At 48.8% G+C, this 25,437-nt stretch carries 20 protein-coding genes; 8 read left to right on the top strand and 12 right to left on the bottom strand.

Annotated features, from left to right (window positions below; translation table 11 throughout):
- Nucleotides 1-4 precede the first annotated feature (4 nt).
- Nucleotides 5-1,066 (top strand): phosphoglycerate dehydrogenase, encoded by a 1,062-nt coding sequence (locus tag Pan54_RS15940; protein WP_242631346.1) that lies wholly within the window; start codon nucleotides 5-7, stop codon nucleotides 1,064-1,066.
- A 277-nt stretch (nucleotides 1,067-1,343) separates the two neighbouring features.
- Nucleotides 1,344-2,315 carry an ATP-binding protein gene (locus Pan54_RS15935; protein WP_146504425.1) on the top strand — a complete coding sequence of 324 codons (972 nt, stop codon included), beginning with the start codon at nucleotides 1,344-1,346 and terminating at the stop codon, nucleotides 2,313-2,315.
- Nucleotides 2,316-2,388: 73 nt separating this feature from the next.
- On the opposite strand, the gene Pan54_RS15930 is transcribed toward Pan54_RS15935, so the two are convergent.
- From Pan54_RS15930 to Pan54_RS15910, 5 genes are all read right to left on the bottom strand, one after another.
- Nucleotides 2,389-3,324, bottom strand: coding sequence for a sugar nucleotide-binding protein (locus Pan54_RS15930; protein WP_165441805.1), 936 nt, complete (start codon nucleotides 3,322-3,324; stop codon nucleotides 2,389-2,391).
- Between the two features lie 296 nt (nucleotides 3,325-3,620).
- Entirely contained in the window at nucleotides 3,621-6,275 is a 2,655-nt protein-coding gene (glnD, locus tag Pan54_RS15925; RefSeq protein WP_146504423.1) for a [protein-PII] uridylyltransferase, read from the bottom strand.
- Between the two features lie 82 nt (nucleotides 6,276-6,357).
- A complete protein-coding gene (locus tag Pan54_RS15920) occupies nucleotides 6,358-6,696 on the bottom strand; it encodes a P-II family nitrogen regulator (protein ID WP_146504422.1) in 339 nt (112 codons plus the stop codon).
- Between the two features lie 230 nt (nucleotides 6,697-6,926).
- Nucleotides 6,927-8,375, bottom strand: coding sequence for an ammonium transporter (locus Pan54_RS15915; RefSeq protein WP_146504421.1), 1,449 nt, complete (start codon nucleotides 8,373-8,375; stop codon nucleotides 6,927-6,929).
- 421 nt (nucleotides 8,376-8,796) lie between these two features.
- Entirely contained in the window at nucleotides 8,797-10,224 is a 1,428-nt protein-coding gene (locus tag Pan54_RS15910) for a DUF1501 domain-containing protein (protein ID WP_146504420.1), read from the bottom strand.
- 206 nt (nucleotides 10,225-10,430) lie between these two features.
- On the opposite strand from Pan54_RS15910, the gene Pan54_RS15905 reads away from it, so the two are divergent.
- Nucleotides 10,431-11,069 carry a 3-keto-disaccharide hydrolase gene (locus tag Pan54_RS15905; protein ID WP_146504419.1) on the top strand — a complete coding sequence of 213 codons (639 nt, stop codon included), beginning with the start codon at nucleotides 10,431-10,433 and terminating at the stop codon, nucleotides 11,067-11,069.
- A gap of 127 nt (nucleotides 11,070-11,196) precedes the next feature.
- Here Pan54_RS15905 and Pan54_RS15900 read toward each other — a convergent pair whose 3' ends face one another.
- The 4 genes from Pan54_RS15900 to Pan54_RS15885 form a co-directional block, all read right to left on the bottom strand.
- Nucleotides 11,197-11,769 (bottom strand): class I SAM-dependent methyltransferase, encoded by a 573-nt coding sequence (locus tag Pan54_RS15900; RefSeq protein WP_146504418.1) that lies wholly within the window; start codon nucleotides 11,767-11,769, stop codon nucleotides 11,197-11,199.
- Nucleotides 11,757-12,842 (bottom strand): NAD(P)/FAD-dependent oxidoreductase, encoded by a 1,086-nt coding sequence (locus Pan54_RS15895; protein WP_146504417.1) that lies wholly within the window; start codon nucleotides 12,840-12,842, stop codon nucleotides 11,757-11,759. The genes Pan54_RS15900 and Pan54_RS15895 overlap by 13 nt, the downstream gene beginning before the upstream one ends.
- Nucleotides 12,843-13,097: 255 nt before the next feature.
- Nucleotides 13,098-14,405 carry a DUF1501 domain-containing protein gene (locus Pan54_RS15890; RefSeq protein WP_146504416.1) on the bottom strand — a complete coding sequence of 436 codons (1,308 nt, stop codon included), beginning with the start codon at nucleotides 14,403-14,405 and terminating at the stop codon, nucleotides 13,098-13,100.
- 131 nt (nucleotides 14,406-14,536) lie between these two features.
- Complete coding sequence (locus Pan54_RS15885; protein ID WP_146504415.1) at nucleotides 14,537-17,938, bottom strand: DUF1553 domain-containing protein; 3,402 nt, start codon at nucleotides 17,936-17,938, stop codon at nucleotides 14,537-14,539.
- Nucleotides 17,939-18,458: 520 nt separating this feature from the next.
- Here Pan54_RS15885 and Pan54_RS15880 point away from each other — a divergent pair.
- Nucleotides 18,459-18,911, top strand: coding sequence for a hypothetical protein (locus Pan54_RS15880; RefSeq protein WP_146504414.1), 453 nt, complete (start codon nucleotides 18,459-18,461; stop codon nucleotides 18,909-18,911).
- A gap of 382 nt (nucleotides 18,912-19,293) precedes the next feature.
- On the opposite strand, the gene Pan54_RS15875 is transcribed toward Pan54_RS15880, so the two are convergent.
- A complete protein-coding gene (locus Pan54_RS15875) occupies nucleotides 19,294-19,560 on the bottom strand; it encodes a hypothetical protein (RefSeq protein ID WP_146504413.1) in 267 nt (88 codons plus the stop codon).
- Between the two features lie 607 nt (nucleotides 19,561-20,167).
- Here Pan54_RS15875 and Pan54_RS15870 point away from each other — a divergent pair.
- The 4 genes from Pan54_RS15870 (at nucleotide 20,168) to Pan54_RS15855 (ending at nucleotide 23,243) form a co-directional block, all read left to right on the top strand.
- Nucleotides 20,168-20,332 carry a DUF1328 domain-containing protein gene (locus Pan54_RS15870; protein ID WP_146504412.1) on the top strand — a complete coding sequence of 55 codons (165 nt, stop codon included), beginning with the start codon at nucleotides 20,168-20,170 and terminating at the stop codon, nucleotides 20,330-20,332.
- A gap of 48 nt (nucleotides 20,333-20,380) precedes the next feature.
- Nucleotides 20,381-20,563, top strand: coding sequence for a YqaE/Pmp3 family membrane protein (locus Pan54_RS15865; RefSeq protein ID WP_146506465.1), 183 nt, complete (start codon nucleotides 20,381-20,383; stop codon nucleotides 20,561-20,563).
- A 116-nt stretch (nucleotides 20,564-20,679) separates the two neighbouring features.
- The gene (locus Pan54_RS15860; RefSeq protein WP_146504411.1) at nucleotides 20,680-21,579 is read left to right on the top strand and encodes a diacylglycerol/lipid kinase family protein; all 900 of its coding nucleotides are present in this window, start codon (nucleotides 20,680-20,682) and stop codon (nucleotides 21,577-21,579) included.
- A 467-nt stretch (nucleotides 21,580-22,046) separates the two neighbouring features.
- The gene (locus tag Pan54_RS15855) at nucleotides 22,047-23,243 is read left to right on the top strand and encodes a class I SAM-dependent methyltransferase (protein ID WP_146504410.1); all 1,197 of its coding nucleotides are present in this window, start codon (nucleotides 22,047-22,049) and stop codon (nucleotides 23,241-23,243) included.
- Nucleotides 23,244-23,425: 182 nt separating this feature from the next.
- Here Pan54_RS15855 and Pan54_RS15850 read toward each other — a convergent pair whose 3' ends face one another.
- Nucleotides 23,426-23,836: a hypothetical protein gene (locus tag Pan54_RS15850; protein WP_146504409.1), complete on the bottom strand. Its 411-nt coding sequence runs from the start codon at nucleotides 23,834-23,836 to the stop codon at nucleotides 23,426-23,428.
- A 67-nt stretch (nucleotides 23,837-23,903) separates the two neighbouring features.
- Nucleotides 23,904-25,370, bottom strand: a complete 1,467-nt coding sequence (locus Pan54_RS15845) for an OprO/OprP family phosphate-selective porin (protein ID WP_146504408.1) — start codon at nucleotides 25,368-25,370, stop codon at nucleotides 23,904-23,906.
- Between the last annotated feature and the right edge of the window lie 67 nt (nucleotides 25,371-25,437).

The raw sequence follows: 25,437 nt of genomic DNA, 5'->3' as shown, positions 1-25,437 counted from the left end.
CCATGTGTCTTTGTATGATTCTGAGATCGATCCGGAAGTCGTTTCCGGACCGAACACCATCTGGCTTCAGAAGCAAAGTTCCAACGCAATGAGAGTTCGCTGTACTTCTTTGGCAGGAGATGCTGGACCTCATTATCAGATGTTGTCAGACCATGGCTTTACGGTCTTGCCGGGGAATCGTGAGCGGAATTATCGAAATCCTTCCGAGCTGATCGAAGAACTCTCCGAGTGTGTAGCCGTCATCGCCGGCTCGGAACCTTACCCATCCAGTCTCCTCGCCGCTCTGCCCAAACTGCGAGTCATTGCTCGCACTGGCGTCGGGTATGACTCTATCGATTTGCAGACCTGCAACGAACGTCAGATCGCGGTGGCAATCACACCCGGTGTCAATCATCACGCGGTTGCCGAACATACGATTGCCATGTTGATGGCCGTTGCACGTGGATTTCCCGATCGAGATCGTTTTGTTCGAACCGGCACCTGGAAACGATTCAATACTCCCCGAGTGATGGGCAGCACGCTCGGACTGATGGGACTGGGGCGAATTGGGAAAGCGGTTGCCGAGCGGGCGATCGGATTGGGGATGCAGGTCATCGCTCACGATCCGCAAATCGATCAGGAATATATTAACTATCATCAGATTCCATCTGTCTCGGTTGATGAACTTCTCTCCCGTTCCGATTATGTCTCCCTGCACTTACCTGCGGGAGAGCAGACCCGTCATTTCATTAATCGGGAAACGCTCTCGCTCATGAAAGCGGGTTCCATTCTGATCAATACCGCTCGCGGTTCATTGATTGATGAAGCTGCGTTATACGAAGCGATGACGAGCGGTCATCTTCGCGGGGCAGGCCTGGATGTCTTTGATGCCGAACCACTTCCCATTGATAGTCCCTTGCTTCAACTCGACCGATTGCTGCTGAGTGGACATCTGGCAGGCCTGGATGAACAAGCCGAACAGGGAACACTATCGATGTCAGCCGAAACCATTCTGAAATTGTATCGCGGGGAATGGCCGAAAGACGTGATTGTCAACCATCAGGACTTGAAGCAATGGTCCTGGTAGACCTGTACAAAGTGCATTTCTGAAAAAAAATAAAGAGTTCGCGCAGAGTCCTCAAAAACTTCATAAACTATTCTCAGAATTATTGACCGGTTGTGGTTGAATTCCTGAGTGTCATAATGGATTGAGTATCAGGTTGTTCATGACTGTAGCCTCCATAACTGCTTTTATTTATGTATGGAATACTCTCAACGACATTAATATTCGGAATCGAGGAAATGACCACGCGGCTTATCACTGAGGCAATTCAGGACGAACCCGATCATGGATTGGATGACTTATGCATATCATGCTGATCGACGAATCGAAATCGTTTCGACAGTTGGCCTCCATTGTGTTGAAAACTGAGTTTTCCAACGTGAAAATGGATGCCACCGAAGATACCGAACATGCGATCCGCCTGCTGCGACTGGCTTCCTACAAACTGATCGTGATCGACGTTACGCTTTTAGATGCATCCGGATCCGATATCCTGGATCATCTCAATCATCGATATCCTGAAATTCCTGTGCTTGTCACCAGTGTCCAGGGAATCGATCATACGGTTTTACGGGCTTTTGACCGCGGGGCGATTGGACATGTGAATAAAGAGTTAGTCCACGATGAATTGCCGACTCGAATTCAGTCGATCCTGAATTCTGCTCCCAATCCAGAACCGAATTCTTTGTCCAGCACATTGCTGAAAGAACAGACATCCAAATTTTCGATTCCCAATGACCGACACTTGGTCATGAAGATCAATAATTACGTCGCCCAGTTGCTGAAAATATTCAATATCTGCTCGGCTCGGGAACAGATGCGAGTTTTATTGGCTCTCGAAGAGGCACTCGTGAATGCAATTTGTCATGGAAATCTTGAAGTCAGCTCCGAACTTCGAGGTATTGATGATGAGGCTTATACTCAATTGCTGAACGAGCGGTGCAATTCCCCTCAATTCAATGATCGCCGAGTCGAAATTCGTATTACGGTAACGAATGCACTTGCAAAAATACGCATTCGAGATCAAGGTCCCGGCTTTGATGTGTCCAGTTTACCAGACCCACTCGAAGAAAAAAATCTGGGCAGATCTCACGGTCGCGGTGTGCTGCTGATGCGAAGCTTCATGGATGAAGTTCACTACAACCAAACCGGCAACGAAGTCACGATGATCAAATACAAAACCGATCTTGCAAACACGTCCACCGACTCGGCGATCTGGACTCACGTCCAATGCCCGGAAATTCTTCAACTTCGTGCGAACCATAAACAATAGTCTGATTAAAAACAGCCAGTGGAAATGTTCATTCCACTGGCTGTTTTCCTATTCAAATATTCTTGACTTTTTCTTAAGCAGCCCGGCTAACAGGCTGCTCCCGGTTCATTGGGAACAGGACCGATTGGCTTTGATCGCAAAGTACTTGAGTCGATTCTGCCAGGGTTGGCATTGCGACACAAAGTTCACGGCGAATCGCCCGGGTTTGTAATGAGGATTCTCCACAGCCGAAGCTGCGGCGTTCTGCATCTGTATAATGACTGGTGTTCGTTCCAGAGCCGTACCAGCAAATATCAAATTGCTGCGCCAGACGGCGTGCAAATTGAATCCGATTGACTCGCTCCGCTCCTGCGATGTGATACAGTCCAGTCAGATTTTCTTCAAAGGCACGACTCAGAATTGTCGCAAATTCGGAAACAATAATCGGAGTCGCATAGCCGGGCTGCGACCATTGCGAATTCATTTTTCCTCGCAACATATCTTCGAGCATTTCTTCAATCCAGCCGGTGTTCTCGGTGGACTGACACCAGCCAAACAAATGCGTACGAACAATCAATGCCTCAGGCGAAACCGCTTGGACGTGCTGTTCGAGCTTGAGCAGGCGTTGTCCAATAATGGATGTGCAGCACTCTTCTGAAGATTCTTCATGAAACATCCACGGACCCGTCAGCACGGCATCGCTGCTGATAAGCGTGAATGGGATTTTTCGTTCGGCACAGGCAGTGGCCAGATTGGCTGAGGTCTGACATTGATCTTCGGAACCAACGGTTGCCTGAGGATTCCAGGCAGAATCTCCTGCACTGGAGGCATCGATGAGGCGTTCCGGCTTTAAGTCATCCAGCAATTTTCCGATTTGGCTTGTGACGGCTCCGCCTGAAAGAATTTCGCAGTTCGCAATTTCTGGAGCATTTCGCTCGCAAATTCCAATCACGTGGTAACTGCTACTGAACGATTCGGCCAGATTCGAACCTGCAACCGTGTCGACTCCGAAGATAATGAGTGTATTCAAGCGATAGCCTCCCTGCATGTTCAAAACAGAAGTTAATCGATGATCCTAAGACCTGCCGACAAACTCTTGTTCCGTATTAATAATTCCCCTCCATGGGATACATCCGCGGATGACATTCGTCAATTCCACCCGGCGATTGCATGCGTTTCATCGAACGCCTGCGAATTATAATCACGATTTGCAACTTTTACCAAGGGCAATCTGACACTATTTTTTAAGCAATTTTCAGCCTCTACTAAAAACAAGTTTCGTCTCGTTCCCAGTCTCCTCCCTGAGAAGTCGATGTACCTTCAATCCTAACTAATAAACAACCGGTATCCATGACGATCAAATTCATCGATGACATGTTCCAGACGACTTGCGATTGCATTGAGAACATAGTCCTCTTTAATTTTTTTGTTGTTGAGGTCTGTCACATAAAATACGTCCACGACCAGATCTACGTGCGTCGTAATTCTCGCTAGAGTGATGGACAAATCGAGATCGTAAATGGCTTTCGATAATGTGAATAATAAGCCGGGCCGATCATGAGCAAAGACATCGATAATGGTCGCGTGTCGGGAGGTGTCGTTGTCCATCGAGACATGTGGACGTTGATTCGAAATCGGCTGCTGATCACCACGGGTCTGATAACGACGCTGCTTTTGAAAAAGCTGTTCGAATGAAATCGGGCGTTCCACCGCTTTCGTTAATTCCTCACGGACTTTGTCCAAACGACCAGGGAGCGGCCTGTTGGGAGAATCGTTATCCTGTACCAGGAATCGATCACAGATGAATCCCGAACCACTTGTGTAAATGTCCGCAGTTAGAATCGACATTTGAGCAGCCGTCAGCACTCCCGTCATCCGATGAAAACAACGTTCGGTTCCATGCTGTCGCGTCAGGATGATCAACTCGAGTGTATTGGTCTCTTCATCATAACGATCAATAATTTCCAGTTGATGATCGGTAAGTCGCATCGCGATTTGCATATCCTGGACGATATTTGCGGCCGAGGCTGACATCAAATAATGATCCGGCATCTCATTCAATTCACTGGTCAGTCGTTTTTGATCCTCCACGCTGGGATTGGATTTCGCGTACAACTGAATGGCTTTTTCTTTTGTGGCCTTGAGTTGTTGTTCCAGTTCAGGTTTATCAAACTTTCCACTCAGCGAGAGGGATGTCCGCTCGTACAATTCTGCCAGCAATTGCGCTTTCCAATCATTCCAGATTCCCGGGCCGACGGCTTTAATATCACAGATCGTGAGCAGATAAAGTTTCCTCAGTTTGGAGGCTTCCTGCACCGTACGAGCAAATTCAGCGACAACGAGAGGATCGGAGGTGTCACGTCGAAATGCCAGCAGCGACATACTTAGATGTTCGAGCACCAGCATCTCGATCGTACTGGCATCGCTTTCCTGGAGCCCCAGTCGAGCAGCGGTTTTGATCGCAATTTGTGCCCCCAGTTGACTGTGGTCCTGCTCGTAGCCTTTCCCCAGATCATGTATCAGCATCGCCAGACTTAAAACCCACGGCTTTCGCAGTTTTGCAACAATCTCTTTCGTCGGACTTTCCCGGGATAATTGATCCAATCCCTCGAGTACTCGAAAGGTATGCTCATCGACCGTATAGGCATGATAATTATTGAACTGGAGCAATCCTCGGGCGTGTGTGAATTGAGGGATCAAAATTTCCAGAATGCCGCATTCGTAAAGATCGCGTACAATCGTCCCAACGCTGCCGACGCGATTCAGGAGTGAAATGAATTGCGAGGAAGCTTCCTCGCTGATATCTCTGGGTAAGTCGGAAACATGATTTCGAATCGATTCAATCAGTCTCGAAGAGATTCGCACTTTATGCTCTGCAGCGATGGTAAACGCATGCAAAATACTTTCCAGTGATGAAATCACTTCTTTGACATTGTGACTGACAACATTTAATCGTCCGTTCAAAACAATGTAAGTCTCATCAATGATACGGCGGTAAACTCGCGCAGAAACCCGTTCTTGAAATGTGGTTGGTTTGCACAGTTCTATAAAACGACGGGAAGTTCTCGCGACAAAGTCGGCTTTCTGAAAATATTGCTGCATATACCGCTCGACGGCCCGCTGCCCCTGATAATCAGAGATCCCTTCCTGATCAGTCAACCAGAGTTGTTCCTGTCGAGTCAGTACATCCTGACTGCGACCTGCGTGCACATGCAAATTCATGCGAATGGTCGAAAGGTATTTTTGCGTTTCGATCAGAAATTCAGCCACCTCTGGCTTTAATCCCCCGCAATCGGCCAGTGCCTGAAATCCGGTCACTTCATAGCGGGCAAATCCGGCCCAGAGAATCAACTGGAGATCCCTGAGTGTTCCCGGTGACCGTTTGACATCCGGCTCAAGAGAGTACACGGCCAGTGCTGTTTCTTCGATCTCCTTCTTCCGGGATGCTTCGCAATGATCCAGAAATGATCGACGAGATTTCTGCAGCCAGCTTTCAAAGCGTGCTCTGAGTCGGGTATGCAATGCAGCATTTCCCCACAGTAATCGAGTTTCAATCAAAGCAGTTGCGACTTGGGATTCGTCGCGAGCCAGCGAAACGGTATCGTTAATCGAGCGAATCGCCTGCCCCAGCTTCAAACCGGAATCCCAGCATTGTCGTACAAGTTCCGAGCTGAACTTTTCAACAAATGCGCCGCCGTGGGTATCGTAGGTGATCAGCAGATCGACATCGGAATACGGAAACATTTGCCGACGGCCATATCCTCCCACGGCTAGAATCGCAATGTCTTCACGCAAAGATTTGACAGAGGTTTCCGGAATCGCTTTGAGAGATTCGTCAATCAGCAACTCAATGAAATCGTCCATCTTTCGCGTGGTTTGATCAAGCGCCAAATCGACTTCGATGTGCTGCTTCTGGTAGGCCCTTACGACCTCAGACAAGCTCTCCTGCCAGCGTGCTTTGAATGTTAAAAATTCCGACACAGTTCTAAGATCTCACGAAAAAAGCCACTCGCGAGCAACGAGCGGCTCATTGATTAATTGCCGTACATTTAAGCATCTTCAGTTAGATCGATTCTTCACCAGTCTCACCAGTACGAATTCGAATGGTTTCATCCAGACTGGTGACGAAGATTTTTCCGTCTCCGATTTGTCCTGTTCGTGCCGTTCGGATGATCGTATCAATGACCGTTTTAGCAGTCTGATCGTCGACCACGACTTCCATTTTGACCTTTGGCATAAAGTCGACTGTATATTCAGCTCCACGGTACTGTTCCTTGTGCCCCTTTTGTCGACCAAATCCGCGAACTTCAGAGACCGTCATCCCCTGAACTCCTGCCTGAGTCAGGGCATCTTTGACTTCCTCGAGTTTGAAGTGACGAATGACAGCTTCAATTTTTTTCATGAGACTTTCCTGCAAGTGGTGACAGAAACTTCGAGAACAGCAGTTTCTGTAGTAATTCGCGAATCTATTATATCTGACGCATGTTAATCTATTGTTCGGTGTTCGTGACAATTTGAAAAGGGTGAATTGAGCCCGAAATCAGATTCCGGGCTCAATTTCGCCCAATATTGTCAGTAATACCAGAATACCAGAGGAACACTTCTGGATCCTCAATAAGACCGCTGCTTCGGTTACAGGAAGATATATCCTTCTTCGCCGTGCTCTGTTAAATCGAGTCCACGAACTTCGCTATCTTCGGAAACCCGTAATCCGATCGTCAAGTCGATCAGTTTGAGCAGCACGATGCTACCAACAATTGCCAGACCGGCAGCCGCGGCAATACTGACCGCCTGATTGACCATTTGACCGGGATTCCCCTCAATCAAACCGACACGGGCACCAGTAATACTTTTTGAGGCGAAAACACCGGTCAGCAATGCCCCCACAATTCCGGAAATGCCATGCACTCCAAAAACATCGAGTGAATCATCGTAACCCATCGCATTTTTTAGTTTCGTACAGGCGAGGAAGCTGGCGACTCCGCCGCACAATCCAATGACCATCGCCCCGGGAACCGCAACCGATCCACTGGCCGGTGTGATGCAAACCAAACCCGCAACTGCCCCTGAACAGGCTCCCAGAATGGTTGGGCGTCCGAGTGTGAACCATTCCATCAGCGCCCAGGCAATCAATCCAGTCGAAGCCGCCAGATGAGTCGCTGCAAAAGCATTCACTGCCGTAGCATTCGCAGAGGCAGCACTTCCGGCATTAAATCCGAACCAGCCTACCCACAACAGGCAGGCACCAATGAAGGTGTAAGTCAAGTTATGCGGTGGCATCGGCTCTTTTTGGAAGTTCAGTCGTTTACCGATCATCAAACAACAGACCAGAGCAGAGATCCCCGAACTGATATGCACGACAGTTCCACCAGCAAAATCCAGAGCCGGGAACGCAGCCGCTTCATTCCACTCACATAGCCAGCCGCCATCGGACCAGACCCAGTGGGCAATTGGGCAATAGACCAGCAGTCCCCACAGGATAGAATACAAAGCCATTGCAGAAAACTTCATTCGTTCGGCAAAAGCTCCCACAATCAAAGCCGGTGTAATGATAAAGAACATCATCTGAAAAACAGCAAACAGCACAGTGGGAATGCCACCAAAAGCCGGTGTGATGATTTCTCCTGCTGAATCACTCCACTCCGGCAGAACGCCCTTGAGCATCACATGATCAAATCCACCGACAAATCCGCCCAGCATATCAGGAGCGAATGCCAACGAATAACCAACCACGACCCACAGGACAGACATGATTCCCATCATCGCCACACACTGCATCATCACGCTCAGGACATTCTTTTTACGAACCAGTCCGCCATAAAACAGTGCCAGACCGGGACCAGTCATCATCAGAACCAGTGCTGAAGAAGTGAGCATCCAGGCGATATCGGCCTGGTTGAATTCGACTGCCTGAGCTTCCTCGGCAATCTCCGCTTCGGCTGCTCCAGCCTGGAGCGGTGTCGAAGTCGATTCGGGTGCAGGTTCATCTGCAAATGTTAAAACGGGGGTAACAACCCCCAAAGCAAGTAATAGTACCACCCCAGCTAAGCCAAAGCGGTGCAATGTATGAGCGCTATACATCGTGTGATCTCCTTGGAAGATTCTCTTGAATAAATTGTCAATCTACGGAGCGGACGGCTCCCTGGCAACGAATTCCTCTCTCTTGAAATTTACGAAATGTCCCTTCTAGGTCATGACAGCACATTTCATTCCCATAGATAGGTTTGCATCGGAGCAGATGTTACTCTTCACACCTGAGTGTGGAGCTCCATACTATTATTTATGACTTTGAGAAATTGCTTGATTTTTAAAATTTCAATTCAAGTTCAGCAGTGCATAAGAGATGTGCACACATTCGCCACGTCGTTGCTTAGATATTCAGCACCTCATCTGTGTTATGACATCACACAGAAACACGAAACGCAAGCGAGTCTCTTATGCCGCTATTTGACACACTCGCTCGCGCTTCATGCTTGTATGGTGGATCAATCAAATATTAGTTTTACAGCAATTCAGAAATCGGCTGGCCATCTGGCAAAATCGGCATTGGGCGGCCCGTATAGTCGATGATGGAAGCATTATAATCGATTCCCAAATGCCGGTAGACTGTTGCCCATAAATCATTCGGCGAAAGCGGACGGTCCTGAGGGTGCTCCCCTTTGGAATTCGTTGAGCCAATCACCTGTCCCATTTTCAGACCTCCGCCGGAAACCAGCATGGACATCGCACCTGGCCAGTGATCGCGGCCGGGTTGCTCGACTCCGGTCTTAGTACCTTTCCGATGGGATATCCGTGGCGTTCGTCCGAATTCCCCAGTCACCACCAGAAGCACACGCTGATCCAGCCCCCTGGCATACAAATCTTCGACCAGAGCAGTCACGGCTCGATCGTAAATCGGCAATCGTAATTTTGTATCATCAAACAGATGGCAATTGACCGCATGGGAGTCCCAGTTATAGGTCCCGTTCTTTAACCACTCCACGCCGGATTGATATGGGTTTTCCATCACCATTGTCACAAACGTGCAGCCGGCTTCGACAAGTCGTCGCGCCATCAACGCCCGTTGACCCCAGGCGTGATGTCCGTAACGGTCTCGGGTAGCGTCATCTTCACGAGTCAGATCAAACGCATCACGAGCTTTGGGGCTGGTCAGCATATTAACGGCTTGCTCATTAAACCGGTCCATCGAAGTCATCATGCCGCTGTTATCGACTTCACGTCGAATCGCGTCGATATCGTTGAGCAGCATGTTCCGATCATCAAGTCGATCCGCAATTCGCTTGTCGAGCGAGAGATTCTTGATCTCAAATTTTTCCTCACTCGGATCTCCCGGCACATTAAACGGGACATAAGTAGAACCGAGATAAGCAGCCCCGAAGCTATATGTATCGACCCCCGCTCGCCCGGCATTGGTTCCAGAAACATAATTCGGCAGGCCCACATTTCGATGCTCGAACGCTTTGGCAACAATCGACCCAATCATCGGAGCATCATTCACAAAGCCAGTCGGCGTTTTCGGTTTGCGGCCTGTCAGAAATCGTTTATGACCGCCCCCGTGGTCGGCAAATTCGTGTGAGATTGAACGGATAATCGTATAACGATCCGCACACTGGGCGTGCATTGGCATGTGTTCGCAAACATCCAGCCCCGGCACGTTGGTATTGATCGGCCAATATTCTCCACGATAATCGGAGGGAGCTTCCGGCTTAAGATCGTACATCTCCATGTGGGGAGGTCCGCCCGGCAACCAGACGAAAATCACCGCAGGATGATCTGGACCTACCGTCTGACCAGCTTCGGCTTTGAGTCGTAGAAAGTCAGTCAACCCAAAACCACCAATTCCCAGGGCTCCTGCCTGTAAAAAGGCACGCCGCGAAACGGGACCACCACATCGGAAGTTATTTCCAGAATAAGAAGTCTGTGCAGTCATCGGGAGCACTCCGCGAGGTTAAGAGGTGGGCAGTCATCGGCTTCTTTACAGATACGATCAACACTGATAGTCTACATTAAGTGAACAGATCAATCCATGTTGATCATTGATTCTCAACCATTTTTTATGGAAGATCACGAAACAGTTCTGCGCGACAACATCTTTCGGATTAACCGTAAACAAACTGATTTAAAGGAATTTGCCCAATGAAATTCGCAATCCTGGCTCTAACCGTGGGAGTGGCTGCGGGCCTCTCATCAAGTCCTCTCCAAGCCGAAGATAAAGCCGGTTGGATTGATTTGCTTCCCGAGAATAAACTCGAAACTCACTGGCAGACTAAAGGAAACTGGAGTATTAACGACGAAGGTGTTGTCACACTGACGCCCCGACCCGGCGAATCCGGCTGGACCAGGTACGATTCCTACCTGTGGCTCAATAAGCAACATCGGAACTTTGCCTGCTCTTTTGAATATCAAGTCGGAGAACACGGCAACAGCGGGTTTTATTTCCACGTCGCCGATCTAACCAATCCTGTGCAGCAGGGCATCGAAGTGCAAATCTACGATTCTCACGGCCAGGAAAAACTGACCGACCACACTTCCGGCGGCGTCATCCCTAAAATTCCACCGACTGCTCAAAACGCAAAACCTGCTGGCGAATGGAACCATTTTGAGATCATCTGCAAAGACGATCAATTGACCGTCATCCTGAATGAAAAAGTTGTCAACGAAGTCGACCTTTCTCAAGGCCCACTGGCGAGCCGTCCCAAGACCGGCTACATCGGGTTTCAGGATCATGGACTGCCACTCATGCTGCAGAAAATCAAACTCCGCGAACTTCCATAATCAATATTCAATGCCCAAACGTGTGCCACTGCTGGCTTGCCCAGCAGTGTTTTCTCAACGGATGAATCCTTAAAGAAACTGAATAATTTTGAACCGCGGATGAACGCAGGTAAAATTTTATCCGCGTTCATCCGCGTTCATCCGCGGTTCTTTTCACAATCAACAGCCGTGGACTCTTTGGCGAGTTTCCATAATCGAACTGAGTTTCATAGGTCTCTGAATCCAACTTATTCAGAAAAGTCTCAATCGCCACTGCTTCTTCTAGTCCACCCGAGTGACCGATGTAAGCGAGGATTGTCATCACTCCGTTGACGGCAAGAGCCTGTAGTCCTGAACGGATCGCTTTCAAAGTCGAACCGCACCGAGTCACGATTTGATGATCACCTCCCGGCAAATAACCGAGGTTGAACATAATGGCGGTCACTTCAGGAATCTGTTCTTCCGTTAAAATCTCAGTCAGGCGCGCATGGTCAAGCAGATACCAGCTGACATTTTCGCGACCCGCATTTCGGATTCTCTCTTGAGCTTGCACAATTGCATTCGGTTGGATGTCGAAAGCGATAACTCTGCCTTCTGAACCGACAAGTTTCGATAAATACAGAGTATCGTGCCCATTGCCAACAGTTGCATCAAGTACAATATCGCCAGGCTTGACGACCTGCGTAATTGCCGCATGAGCCAAATCCGTCAACTGGGGCATGAGTTCAACTTTCTGCGTCCGTCAATTTCAGGATCAAGTTCACGCCCCGTCGCAATGTGCTCGGCCATTTGCTTTGCCAGCCAGGGAGCCTGCAACGATCCTTTTGATCCGAGTCCATTCAGAATTCCAACGCGAGGCTGTTCAGGATGGAAACAGGCGAGCGGTTTCTGATCATTCATCGCCGGTCGAACAGCCGCCTGATGATTGATGATTTCATGCGGAGATTTTCGTAAGATTCCGCTCAGTGTTTTTAAAATCTGATCACGTCCTTGTGCTGTTGGTTCCTGGTTCAAGTGATCCCAGTCATAAGTAGAGCCCACTCGAAAGTGGCCTTCTTCGTTGGGAGCCAGCCAGATCCCCTGACTGATCACATTCTCGGCAGAAATATTTGAAATCTGCATCGTCAGGATTTCCCCCTTGGCCGGTAAAAATGGCAAGGATGAAAACAGGGGATGAAATCGATCTTCTGCTCCACGACAGTAGACGATACGTTTCGCAGAACATTCCAGCGAATCCAGTACGACACGATTCTGCTCAATCTGCACATCGTGGACGGGATCAATTTCAGCCGCTCGATAACTTTCTTTTTGTCGAAACCAGTCACGCGAAACCTCCAGGAATTTCGCGACCTGCAATTGGCCGATCTCTTTGATTTGCAATCCCCCCTCTGGAGCATGAAATGCAGTGAGATCTGTACCGTCGGAATCGCGAAGTTCGAAGCGAATTGAATCGAGCTTGTCGGCTCGTTTTTCGATGAAGTCAGTACGCTCATGCTCGCTGCGAAAGATGCGCGTATAGTTTCGTAAATTCAGAAATGAGGATTCGGTTTGCTGCTCGATATCCCGATAGAAACGAGCAGCTTCCTCAAAGAATTCCGAATAACGCCAGCTGAGAACAGAACGTTTACCGGTGACCGGAGTCATCAGGCCAGCCGCAATTTTGGAAGAGGTGACCGATTCCTCTCGATCAATCACCATCACGCGTTGGCCACGACGCAATAACTGCCACGCCAGGCATGTCCCGGCTAAACCCTGTCCGATAATCAGGACGTCATATTCGGTTCGAGAGTTCATCGGATTCTCTAAACTCTGTTCCTAATCGAAACCGGACATCCATGGCATATTGAAGAAGGATTTCCGGGTGGCGGGGGCGCTCCGCTTTAGCGGAAGCCCCCGGAATCTCTACGATTCGGGGGCTTCTCTTCGAGAGCGCCCCCGCCACCCGTGTTTAATTGTTATTCGTAGTGAAACTGGTATGTACCGGTGTATTAAAGAGGATTCTGGGGGCTTCGCTTCGCTACGACTCCAGCCACCCCGTTAGATTATTAGTCATGATTTTGCAAACAACTCTTCAATCGGAACGCCGCCATCAGTGATCGGTACAGGGCGATCACCAGCGTATAATTCCAGATGGGGTTCGATGCCCATCGTTGCAAAAATGGTCGCGAACCAGTCTGGCACAGTGACGCTTCTTCCGCCGACAATTTTCTGAGCCAGTTCATCGGTCTCGCCGACGGCTCTGCCGTGCTGCAATCCGCCACCTGCGAGTACGGTGCTGAAGGCTTTTGAGTGATGTCCACGTCCGCCTGCTCCATCGAAACTGGCAGGTCGCCCGAATTCAGAACTGATGCAGATCAAGGTTTTGTTGAGTAGATTTTTCTCTTCGAGGTCGGTCACGAGAGCCGAGAAAGCTTTGTCGAGACTTTGAATGAGCAGGTGTTGTTTTTTCTGACCTTCGCGGTGTGTATCCCAGCCGGTGCCGTTGACGAATGTCAGATTGAATGAGACTTCCACAAATCGAGTACCCCGTTCAACGAGACGACGAGCCAGCAGACAGCGTTGGCCAAATTCTTCGCCGTAGGCATTGCGTAAATCGGCGGGTTCACGATCGAGATCGAACACCGACATAAACTCTGGACCAGCCAGATCAAACCCCTGCTTGACGGCTTTCAGGTAGGATTGCACCTTCACTTCATCCGCGTGGGATTTTTCATAATGACGCGTCAAATCGGCCAGAATCGATTCCCGTCGGCTTTGACGTTCGGTTGTGATTCGTGGTGGTCGAGACAATCCCTTTGGTCCCGATCTCGTATCCGTCAGATACACAAAGCCATACTCGGCTCCCAGAAAACCGGGTTGGCGACCGGGAGTCGGCTGTCCCATTAACACATACTGGGGAACTTTATGGGAGATCGGTTCTTTCTGATTTGTAATGACCGAACCAAGTGCGGGATAGATGATTGTTCCACTTGTCGGGCGACCGATGTGCATACGATACGAAGCCGCGGCATGCTCATCAATGACATCATGATGGACTGAACGCACGACCGTGCAGCGATCCATTATCTTTGCCATATTCGGCAGATGTTCGCACAATTGGACTCCCGGAACGACGGTGTCGATAGCCGGGTAAGCAGAGCCCGGATCTTTCAGTCCATCTTTGGTCACACGCTTTGGGTCGAATGTATCCATCTGGGCGGCTCCACCGCCAAGCCAAAGCATAATGCAATGCTCCGCTTTCCCCAGTTGAAGTGCATGCTTGGCTTCGGCCTCTGAGCCAAACATCACGTTTGGAGTCAGTGTCGTTCCTGCAGCAGTCGCTGCAGTTGCTTTCATAAAGTCACGTCGATTCCACATAGCTGTCTTCCTGATTGATCGGTATTACAAAGAGGACGTCGTCCCCTCGCTGACGCTTCGGGTTAAGATTGTTCGGGGGACTTCTCTTCGAGAGCGCCCCCGCCACCCGGCTATTTCATTCTTTTTATTCCTTACGGAACGAACACAAACTCCGGGGAGTTCAACAACGCCCAGACGATATCTTCGACTTTGACTCGCCATTTCGGATCGAGTCGTTCGGTTGGTTTGTCACCCTGATTGGCCATTTCCTGCTGACGGATTCCTTCGCGGGAAGCGTCTGGATCGAAATGAGCCGTCCATGTCAGGGGTGATCGGACAACTTCCGGTTTGGGAGCAATCGTTACATCGGTTTTACGAGAATCAAATCCCGGTTCGAGCAGAGAACAAAGTTGTGTTTTCTCCTCGGCGGTTGGCTTGCGAGTCAAAATTCTCTGGAACAAATTATTGACAACCTCTTCAGGAGAAGAAGCCTGCAGGCAGACCTCGACCAGCTCTCCATTCTCCGAAATGTCGACGGCTCGATTAATGGCGGAACCATTCGCCAGTGCCAATGGCTGCAACGGAGTGGCAGTCGCTTCCCGGTCGGTAATCGGATCCTGTCGTTCGCTACGCCAGTTGTAAGCCGACATCACATCGACCAGACTTTGAGCCAGCGGCAAGGCCATGGAAGGCCGTTCGCGTTCGTTACTGATCGCCATCAACTCCCAGGCTTTACGAGGTTTGCCAAAATCGATGAAGTTGGCGACCGATTGACGACCATCGTAATTATAAGTGAGTCGTTCAGAAGGGAGTTCTTTCCCGACTGACTGGAAAATGGTATCAATCAGCTGCTCAGCGGTCAGTTTCTTGCGAGTTGGCCCGGCAAATGCCTGTTGAATTTGATATTCCCCAGACAACGCTTCCCGCTGATACAATTTTGAAGAGATGATGATTTTCGTCAGTTGTTTAATGTCATATCCACTTCGCACAAATTCCTGAGCCAGCCAGGTGAGCAATTCGGGATGACTGGCTTCGCCAGTTTCCCAATCCTCAGCAGGCTCGACAATGCCATAGCCCATCAAGCGTTTCCACAACCGGTTGACGACCACTTTCGTAAAGCGTTCGTTTTCCGGATGGGTCAACATGCCAGCCAGCACGGCTCGCGAATTTGCAGAATCTCTCAGGTAGAGTTCCTGATCGAGTGACTGCGGTTTAATCAATTCTTCGAAAGGCCAGGCCGGGGCGATTTGCTCACCCGGTTTGATGGTGACTTTGACCATCATCTTTTCCAGCTCTTCCGGTGTCACATTGAGACTGCTCGACTTCGGAACGGCCAACGGTTTTCCCTGTAGCATGGCAGCCATACTGAAGAGATCCCGTTGCAGTGACTCATGGTAGGGTGCATCGTGACAACGGGCACATTTCATTTCGACACCCAGAAAAGCCGTACCCAAAATATGAGCTTTCGCAGCCATAGGCACATCGTTATTGGAGGCGACTCCAAATCCAGCAGTCCCTCCACCCCAGCGACTCCCTTCCATGAGGACCAGTTCCGTCACAATGCGATCGAATGAACGATTATCGGTGAAGGCGTCGTGCAGATACCAGCGGAATGGTCCCGAGTTATTCAGATTCGGCTTCGTTAAAGCCGGGTTCTCGGCCAGCACATCCTGCCAGTAACCGACCCAGTGGTCAGCCCAGTTTTCATCGTTGAGAAAACGTTCAATGGCATACTCGCGTCGATGCTCAACAGGATCGGCAAAGAACTGTGCAATTTGCTCCGCAGTTGGATTTGTGCCAGTCAGATCTAGAGAAATTCTTCTTAGGAAAGTCCAGTCGTCAATGATCGGAGTCGGTTCATAGCCCGCTTCCTGAAGTGCAGAAATGATGAACCGGTCAATCGGATGGACAATTTCGTTCCCGACAACTTCCGGAATAACAGGCTGCTGCTGAGTTTTGAGCCAGGCTCGATCATTCGCATGCCGCTGAGCCCAGTACTCTCGCTCGGCTGCACTGGATTCCTGTCGCGATTGCTTATTTGTTTCTTCCCAGTTCCGACGTTCGTCTTTTACAAATGCGATCCAGTCGGAATCGGTGAATTTCCATTTTCGCTCTGGCCCAAGCAATACATATCCCTGTTCGGGGTGACCTGTTGCCAGAGTCAATTCCCCGACAGTTAAAGGTAAGCTGCCATGACCTGCGATCGTCATTAAAGTAAAGACGTGCGGCTTGCCATCCGATTCGTAAGTGAAACGTCGTTCGGCATGAGCAGTCGGGCAACTGAGTTCTCCGTGCTCCGGCTCAATCAGTTTGTGCATCGTTCCATGCGCAGAAGAATTCAGACCCATGAACGGAGTTTCCTGCAGCAGTTTTCCATCGACATACAATCGTGCAGAATTCAACGACCGCAAAATCAGTTCTTGTGGTCCGCTCGGCAGAGTCACTTTGGAATACAGGTGCACCAGCAGAGGCCCCTGGCGATCGGTGATGATCCCCCGCTGATTGTATTTCCGCGGAATGCGAGTAATCGCAAATGCATCACGGTTCCAAATATCAGGTGATTCTGTGGGCCGCACTTTCCAACTGCGGGACTCTCCTGCACGTTCGTGGATCGCTACGACCACCCGATCATCAGGAGCGTTCTTGACAGTTTCCTCAACGAGTTGCTGCAGATAATTGACGGCTTTGTGGTGGTATCGTTCTGTGAAAATTTCGGGCTCGACGATCCGGCGATAAATGGCGACTTCGTCGAGTGAGCCTTTGAATCCATTGGAGCCCCCCATCGAGGCACCGATCCAGACATCGTCATCATCGACCATTGGAGGTTCGGTCGTTTCACCCGCCAGATCCCAGGTTCCGGCGGTCGGTTTACCATCGATATAGCCCTGAATCGATTTGGGATCGCCAAAGCGATAGCTGACAGCGACATGATGCCACTCGGAATCGAGAGGCACGGCGGCCTTACTGGTCCAACGATGGCCAGCATCAGCAACTGTGCCCCCTTTGAGCATTCCCTGATCAAAAAACAGAAAACTCAGATTCGCCGATCCATTTCTGGAATCCAGCCGAAATGAGTAATTCTGATTGTTCGCATGAAAGGTGGGATTGTTTAATCGGCCTTTTCCCACAATGTACGCATAAGACTTGGGGATATTATTGTCCGGACGAACCCAGGCTTCGATGGTCAATTCGTCGCCATTGTTGAATTTGAGTGGGCTTTCCCCTTTTAGATCGTCAACTTTCAAATACTGCTTTCCATTTTCGAAGCGAGCTGCGATGTTACTTGTTGAAAAATCTGGATAGGAAGGCTGCCTAGGGCCGGCCTCAAAGGAGGCCCCGCCGACGGTATTCGCTGTGAAACCGGAGGCTGAACCCAGATTAGGAGCCTTGCCGTTCTGAGCGGCATCCATCTGCCAGTAGAATACAGGTTCTGTTTTCTGAATTTGCGCAGGGTAAGCCTCAGTGTTTTCAGCGGCTTGAGATTGTTTCAGCTCTAAGGAAGTTAAGCTTGCAATCACGCAGAAAATAAACAGGAAACTTCGGGAGACCATCATTTGCTCCGAATCTTATTATCAGGAGTGGAACAGGGGGAGGGAAGCTGCATCAAGCTGCGAAAGGGCTTTCCCCGGCAACTTAACGCATCAACATCAGTCTAAACGATTAAGGTTCAAAAGTCACCTGCTTTTTTAATTTTCTTCGAGGAAACGCGTCCGAATTTGAGCAGCAGTGAACCTTCAGTGAGCTAAGCCAGAGCGGCCAGATCCGGACTTCGACTCAGTCCTACAACTGCTAGAATTGATACGAATTACCCAATATTCCAGGGAGATTTAAATGGTCCTGCCGAAGTGGACAAAATTCGAGACAGATGCCTGTCGTTCGTCAAACAGAGTGGAGCAATGCTATTAATCAGGCCGATTCCTACAACACGCTCACATTGCAGAATTCTAACAATCCACACAACTAACACGACAACGTTTTGTCGCATTTTGAATTTTCAATATGCCCGTTTGGTAATGGCGGCCCTGGCCTGCTCATTGGACAGGAAAATGACAAAACTGGTAGGGGAGACTACTGATGACGCGCGGGACACTCACTTCAATCGTAATGCTCACTTTATTTTTGAGCACAGGCTGTCAAACGAATCAGAGATCCAAATCGTCCGCTTATCGGTCTTCTGGAAATTACTCGGCTAAGTATTCCACACAGAAAAAATCATCTTCTCAAATGGCGAACAAAAAACAGGCTCCGAAACGTCTTTCGGATATAGCCAGACAGGATGCCGCGGAAGTAAAACCGAAAGCTCCACCAATCATTGCCTCTCGACGAGCCGAGGAAGAGAAGCCCGTTATGCGATCCGAAGCTCAGGCAACACCACGTTACAGCGAAATCTTTCTGCCCCCTTCGCCAAGCACAAATTCCAAAGAAAGCAGTAAAAGCAATCCTGTCACGGCAGAAAAAAAAATCAGCTCCGATTATGTCCCCCCAGCCGCCCCGGGGATTCGATCGCCCACCATCAGACAACAATAGTTCACATCAGACGTACCCAATAATAAAAACAGCCCGTTGAATTCAACGGGCTGTTTTTATTATTTCTGAGCATGTGGATGTCAAGACTTTGGCTTGTCATCCACGGCTCGTAACGATCAGCTATGATCCAATCGTTATCCAGTTACTCATTTTACACCGCGTTCCAAATGAAAACCGGTGAAGTTCAACAATTTATAAGAACACTGGTTATCACCAGATGAATACTGGAAAATAATCAAACGCGGGTGGCGGGGGCGCTCTCGAAGAGAAGCCCCCGAATGATTAAACGTCCGGGGGCTTCCGCTGAAGCGGAGCGCCCCCGCCACCCCGGAGGTCCTGTTCAAGATGTTACAGGAAACCCTGTTTCCGATTGGAACAGGGTTTAGAATGAATAGTAAAACCCAACTCCTGGTCGAGAATATCCACGGTAGTAGCTACCGTAGCGGTTTCCACCACGATAATAATTGTAGCCCCTGTAGTATCGGGGAGTGTAATTGTACCGGTAGTGAGAACCGTAATTATAACCACGATGGTAGTTATGGTGGTAATGGTTTCCGTGCCGCCAACTGGAGGCTTCCGACTGTGAAATCTGCGGCCCCACCAGCAGTAACCCCGCAACAATTATGGCACATGATAATAACTTAGTCATCACACTATTCCTCTTCACGTATTACTGGATTCGCTGGAGGGGATACTCACTCTCCAAGCATTATCCTACTGAAATCATTTAATCTGCTTAGATAGTCAGGCAATACGCATGCCAATAGGGGAAATATTCGGTTGTGCTTCGTATCCTGTTGCTTGTACTCGTCTTAGGAAAACCGCGATTAGATACACTTCTATTCGGATGGTTAGTGGTTTCGTTTCCTGTTCTGGAGATTCCTCAACCAGTTTGATTGATGATCCTTCAGTTTCTGCAGTTTGACACCACTCCGCAGGCTGGGAATTGATCTCATAGGGATTGCCTATGTCGTCTTGGTGCTTCCCTGCTTGAACAACTCAGTTGTGATCCCACTTCTCAATTGATTGCTAAGCGGTTGAGACGAACGCTGATCGACCTGCAAGGTACCGAAAGGCATGATTTCCAATCTGATTTGCTTGAAAAACCGGCCTGTTCCCTACTGGCACGTAATGTGCGTCATATGAGTTTGCATGTGGCATGTCGAAGTTTACGACATGCAAAGAACACAATAATGCATTTTATATTCACAGTGACCACAAATTCATTGTGTGCACAATTCAAAAGGGAGAACGTTATGTTAGGTTGGGCATTGACTTTTTTGGTAATCGCGTTGGTAGCTGCTGTACTGGGGTTTGGTGGCGTGGCAGGAGCCTCTATGGGAATTGCAAAAATTCTGTTCTTTGTATTCCTGGTCCTGTTTGTCCTGGCATTGATTTTCGGTCGACGAGTTCGGGTTTAAGAATTTGACGAGTTCGAAATCAAATGAAAGGGCGGTCCTATGGATACGATGACATCACATGATTCAACATTGGGTGACGTTCTGAAGATTTTAATTTCAGTCGTCCTGCCTCCCGTGGGTGTTTTTCTCGAAGTCGGATTGGGAAAGCATTTCTGGATCAATATTCTTCTCACTTTATTAGGATATTTTCCGGGAATCATTCACGCGGTGTATATCATCTCCAAGAGATAAATACCAAAATCTATGATGCAAAGACCCGTATGAATTCTCCAATTCTTGCGGGTTTTTTTCAGGCGTAGCAATTGATATTTCCTCATCTCATTATCCTTGCAGGTTAAGGTTTCAAAATGAATCAACAACGACTGGTCCTGTGGAATCCTTATGCCAGTCAAGCAGAAGCAAATATGGAGTTGAAAGCCGATATTCAACAAACTCCTGATACCAGAATCCATGAATTAAGTGAGCAGGATGACCTGAATGATTTTCTGGGGAAGCAATCACATCATCCTCTGCTGGTGATTGCTGGCGGGGATGGAACGATTCACAAAGTCCTGAATCAGGTGGGAGCTTCGAATGAGAATTTTGACTTTGCGGTGCTTCCACTGGGAACGGGAAATGATCTGGCGAATGCTACCTTCGGAAAAATCAGTCCCTGGGATTGCTGGCAGGCCATCGCTGAAAACAGATTGATTTCACGAACACTCGATGTCGGCAAAGTGAAAGTGGATCAGCAAGAACTCTATTTTTTCAACTCGATCGGCGGAGGGATCTCGGCAGAGTTCTCCAAAAATGTGACCAAAGGGGAAAAGAAAACTTTAGGTTCTCTGACTTACCTGAAAGGCTCGCTGGAAGTGATTACTAATCCAAAACGATTTCATGTCAATTATCGGCTGGATGATGGCGAATGGAACGCACGAGAGATTGCCAACTTTTTCGCGTCGAGCAGCAGCATTTGCGGAGGAGGCCTGGAAGTGGCTCCGGGAGCAAAGAATAACGATGGCATGCTGCATTTTATTACCTATCGTGCTATGAACAGCATCGATCGCGTTATCCTGATGACCGACTATCTGGCAGGTCGTTACGAGGAAAACGAAGCTGTGAAGTCTGAAGTCTGTAATCGACTCGAGTTGAATTCTGAGGAAACTCTCAAAGTTTCGATTGATGGAGAAATCAAATCCGGCTGTCATTTCCAAATCGAACTATTCCCACAGGCTCTGGAAATACAAATTCCAGATTTATCAGAGTAAACAGCGACAGCTGATCGATTGAAAGAAAAAGAGCCGCAGATAAACGCAGATGAAAATTTTCCGTGCTACTAACGATTCAAAGTTTTTGTGGCTCGCGCTAATTTTGAAAGATAACCATTTTGGGGTCCAGCGAGTTGATTAAGCCATCTGGGCTAAATTATTGCGCAAGCTCATTTAGACCATTTTCAAATGGTTGCTGCATTCTCTTGATCATCAAATATCCTAAAACGCTGTGTTTGCTCCTGCCGAACGCTTCAGGCATATTTTTGAATATACTCTACTTCATCCATGGTCAAAATGGTCAAAATGGTCAAAAGTAACTTGGACGATGTTCCCAAGGTGTTTCGAATTCCTGTTTCCACTCGGAGAACATACCTTCGGGAACATTCGCTCCAGGTCATGAATCGCGATAACATAACTTATTCGATTTCTGATGCCCCATTCTATTTTACAGATATTTCCTGCTCATGATATTTGCTGAACTTTGGTCGCTGCTGACCGAGAATTTTGATGCTGGTAATTTGGTTTCAATTGCACTCTCCGGTCCTGTCTCAAAAGATAATCAGAAGTTTGAGCGGGTCACGCTGCGTCCCATCTCTCTTAGAGATGAAATTGTCATTCAATGGACAAAGCAGGATCGTGCAAAACAGCAGACTCATGAAAACAGTGGATGGCCAGAAACCGGACGACAACTCGAAGCGATGCTTGAAGCTACTTTCTTGAACGCTCTGGTTCGATTGACATCTGAAGACCTGCAGATTCGGGTTCAAAACGATGGCTCACTGAAAATGCAGCGTCATCGTTCCGCCAAAGTCGTTGCCAAGAAGCCGCTCTCTCACGATGCAAAAAAACAGTATCTGTTTTCTGAAGGGGAGCCGATTCCGTTTCTGGTCGAACTTGGCGTCATGACACCAAACGGGCGCGTGCATCGCTCGATGCAGCGGAAGTTTCGTCAGATCAATCGTTTTGCAGAGTTCATAGCCGATCTCCAGCAGAAACTTCCTCGTGACCGGCCAGTCCGCATTGTCGATTACGGCTGCGGGAAAAGTTATCTCACCTTTGCGATTCGCGAGCTGCTGGTCAATCACTTCCAGCTCGCAGTCCAGATTCAGGCATTCGATTCTCAGTCAGGAGTGATTGAAACCTGCGAAAATACACGGCGAAAACTCGGCATCAACGATATGAAGTTTGAAGTCGCCAGTATTCAGGACGCCCGAATCGAAGCGCCGATTGATCTGGCGATCTGGTTGCACGCCTGCGACATAGCGACCGATGATGCACTGGCCAGAAGTCTCGAACTGGGAGCGGAAATCATCATGGCCGTTCCCTGCTGCCAGCATGAATTGCATCATCAACTCGAAAGCGAAGCTCTTTCGCCGATCCTCAAACATGGCATCTTAAGAGAACGCCTCGCTTCGCTGACGACCGATGCTTTGCGTGCACAATTCCTCGAAATTCACGGATATCGCACCCAGGTGATTGAGTTCATTGAACTCGAACATACCGCAAAGAACCTGTTGATTCGAGCATTCAAATCAGAAATCACGTCTGCTCAGCAGGAAGAGGCGGTGAATGCATTCCAGGAATTGAAAATGTCACTTGGCGTGAAATCATTTCAGCTGGAAACCATTTGTCGAAACTTCGACTGGTCGAAGGTCAAATGACTTTCTGAAGATAAAGACTGATCGTCGCAATGGCTCTCGACAAGACAAGGTCTTGTTTTCACACATTCTGATTGTTGAGGGGCATCGAATACGAATTGCTGCATCAATTATAGAAAGAGCACTCCCGGTGATTCCCTGACCAAGAGTGCTCTTTCAGCGATATGACTCGTTTTTCAGTCACATCACTTGGAACTCACTTCTGGAATACACCCTTCCTGATCGCAGCAGGGGTAGAACTTTTTCAGGTTCCATTTGAACTTACAAACATCGCAATCGTATTTGTAAATTTTCAACTTGCTGACTTTCCGGATTCGTGGGCATCCCAGATCACAACATTTTTGCCAGGGAAATCTGACCGGGGGAATGCAGACAAAATCTTTTTCGACCTGCCAGCAATAATGTTCTTCCTTATCCTGTTCCCAGCAACCATTGCAGGTCGCTTTATAAGGATCGCAGGGTTGCGGGCAGCAAGGGGGGCCACATTTCCCATTTTCAATGCAGGCATCCAGACAGGGTTCGCCTGCCTGCAGAGTGCCTCCGCTCAGAACGAGGAGCAGGAGAGCCGGGATCAGGTATTTATGAATAGAGTTCACAGGAAACCTCCAGGTGATTTATGTGAATTGGAAATTAAATTGCGATGAATCTCAGCAATGTCGAAATTTAAAAATCAGCTCCGAAACGGACACCTGCCGTCAGAGAAGTTCCTCCGGTGAATCCATTCACAGGAGCATGATCTTTAATATCACTGTAAATCAGGTTGAATTGCATGCGGGAATAGGCGGTCCAATACCAGTTCATACCGAAGGTCGCCATATTGCCGACACCTCCGTTAATATCCGCATCGGAAATATCGAGGTAGTCGTAACGTCCAGCAATCTGCCAGGCTCCCCAGCCTCGCCCACGACCACCACAACATTTATCAACCAGAAAGAAGTTTTCGAACGGTTTTACACGACCAATTTGACCGACCTCACGATTGACTGGAATATATTCACCCGTCAGGAAATAGGAAAACTGTGTGTAAAATCCATTGAAGTGGAGATCCGGGCCAGTTCCGGGGGTTGTCATATCTCGTTGCATCCAGATATTCATATACTCAGTGGTCCACTGGCACGCTCCCACATTGAGCATCATTTCCAAAGCGGCAACTTCGTACCAGTTCGCACCGGGGATCCGACCGGTGTCCATCCAGCGTCGTTCGGAACGCTGTGCCATCCTTGTGCGGAATCGACCTTCGTTATCATCTGTGACTCCCGGATCCGCATCGCCATCGGGATTGGCAAACATGCCTGCAAAGCCAAGATGCAAATAACCTCGGCCTCCAGAACTTTCATCGTACCAGGGTGTTCCAGTGGTGCGGAAATGCAGACTGTATTGACCGGCATCAGAACGGTTCGCCCGGTCACCCGCGGAGTTTTCCAAAGTCGCAATTCCGTATTGCCAGTTGAACGATTCATCATCGGTGTAGCCGTGCATCATGATCCCCATACGACGGGCATCTTCGTTGACGGATTCGACAATCAGAGGTCGTTCGAGAAAAATGTTGTAGCGGCTACTGTTCCAGTGATCCAAACCGATCGGCCGTTTCTGGTGTCCCAGATAGAGTTTCTGGTTGTAAGGCAACTCGCTGAACCCGATGTAAACATCTTTAATTGCGGCATCTTCCAGTTCTGCAAAATCAAGTTGCATACGCCAGAACATGTTTTCAAGAATATCTCCCGAGAACTCCATGCGAATTCGACGAAATGCCCAGAGGTCTTCGGGGTCGGTTCCTGTTTGTGGACCGGGACCGGGATGCTCGAAATTGTCGATCCCAGGGCTCGATTCCGAAAAGTTCCAATGATCCCAATGAATTCGACCACCGACTTTGAACGTCGGCTTTTTAAGAGCATCCGACTTTTTCTTTGCTTCCGATTCCTGCAACTTCGCCCAGTTTTCTTCCATTGTGGCGAGTCGATCGAGAATTTCCTGATCGAGTGTCGGAACATTTCCAACGGGTGGAACAGCTGGTACCGGTGTTTCATCATAGGATGCCTGTTGAATCTCCCGCTGATTTTGCTGTTGAGATTCGAGTTGAGCCTCAATTTCCGCTAGCCGAGCCTCGGATTCGACAAAGCGAAGAGACATCTCATGAATCCAGTTATCCGTCTCAGAAATGGGGCTGAACAGGCTTTCCAGCTCTGAATTCGGGGTC

The organism is Rubinisphaera italica, assembly GCF_007859715.1.
GTDB classification, from domain to species: Bacteria; Planctomycetota; Planctomycetia; order Planctomycetales; family Planctomycetaceae; genus Rubinisphaera; species Rubinisphaera italica.
Note: the sequence above shows the minus strand (reverse complement) of the source record. Positions and strands in the feature narration are given on the sequence as shown.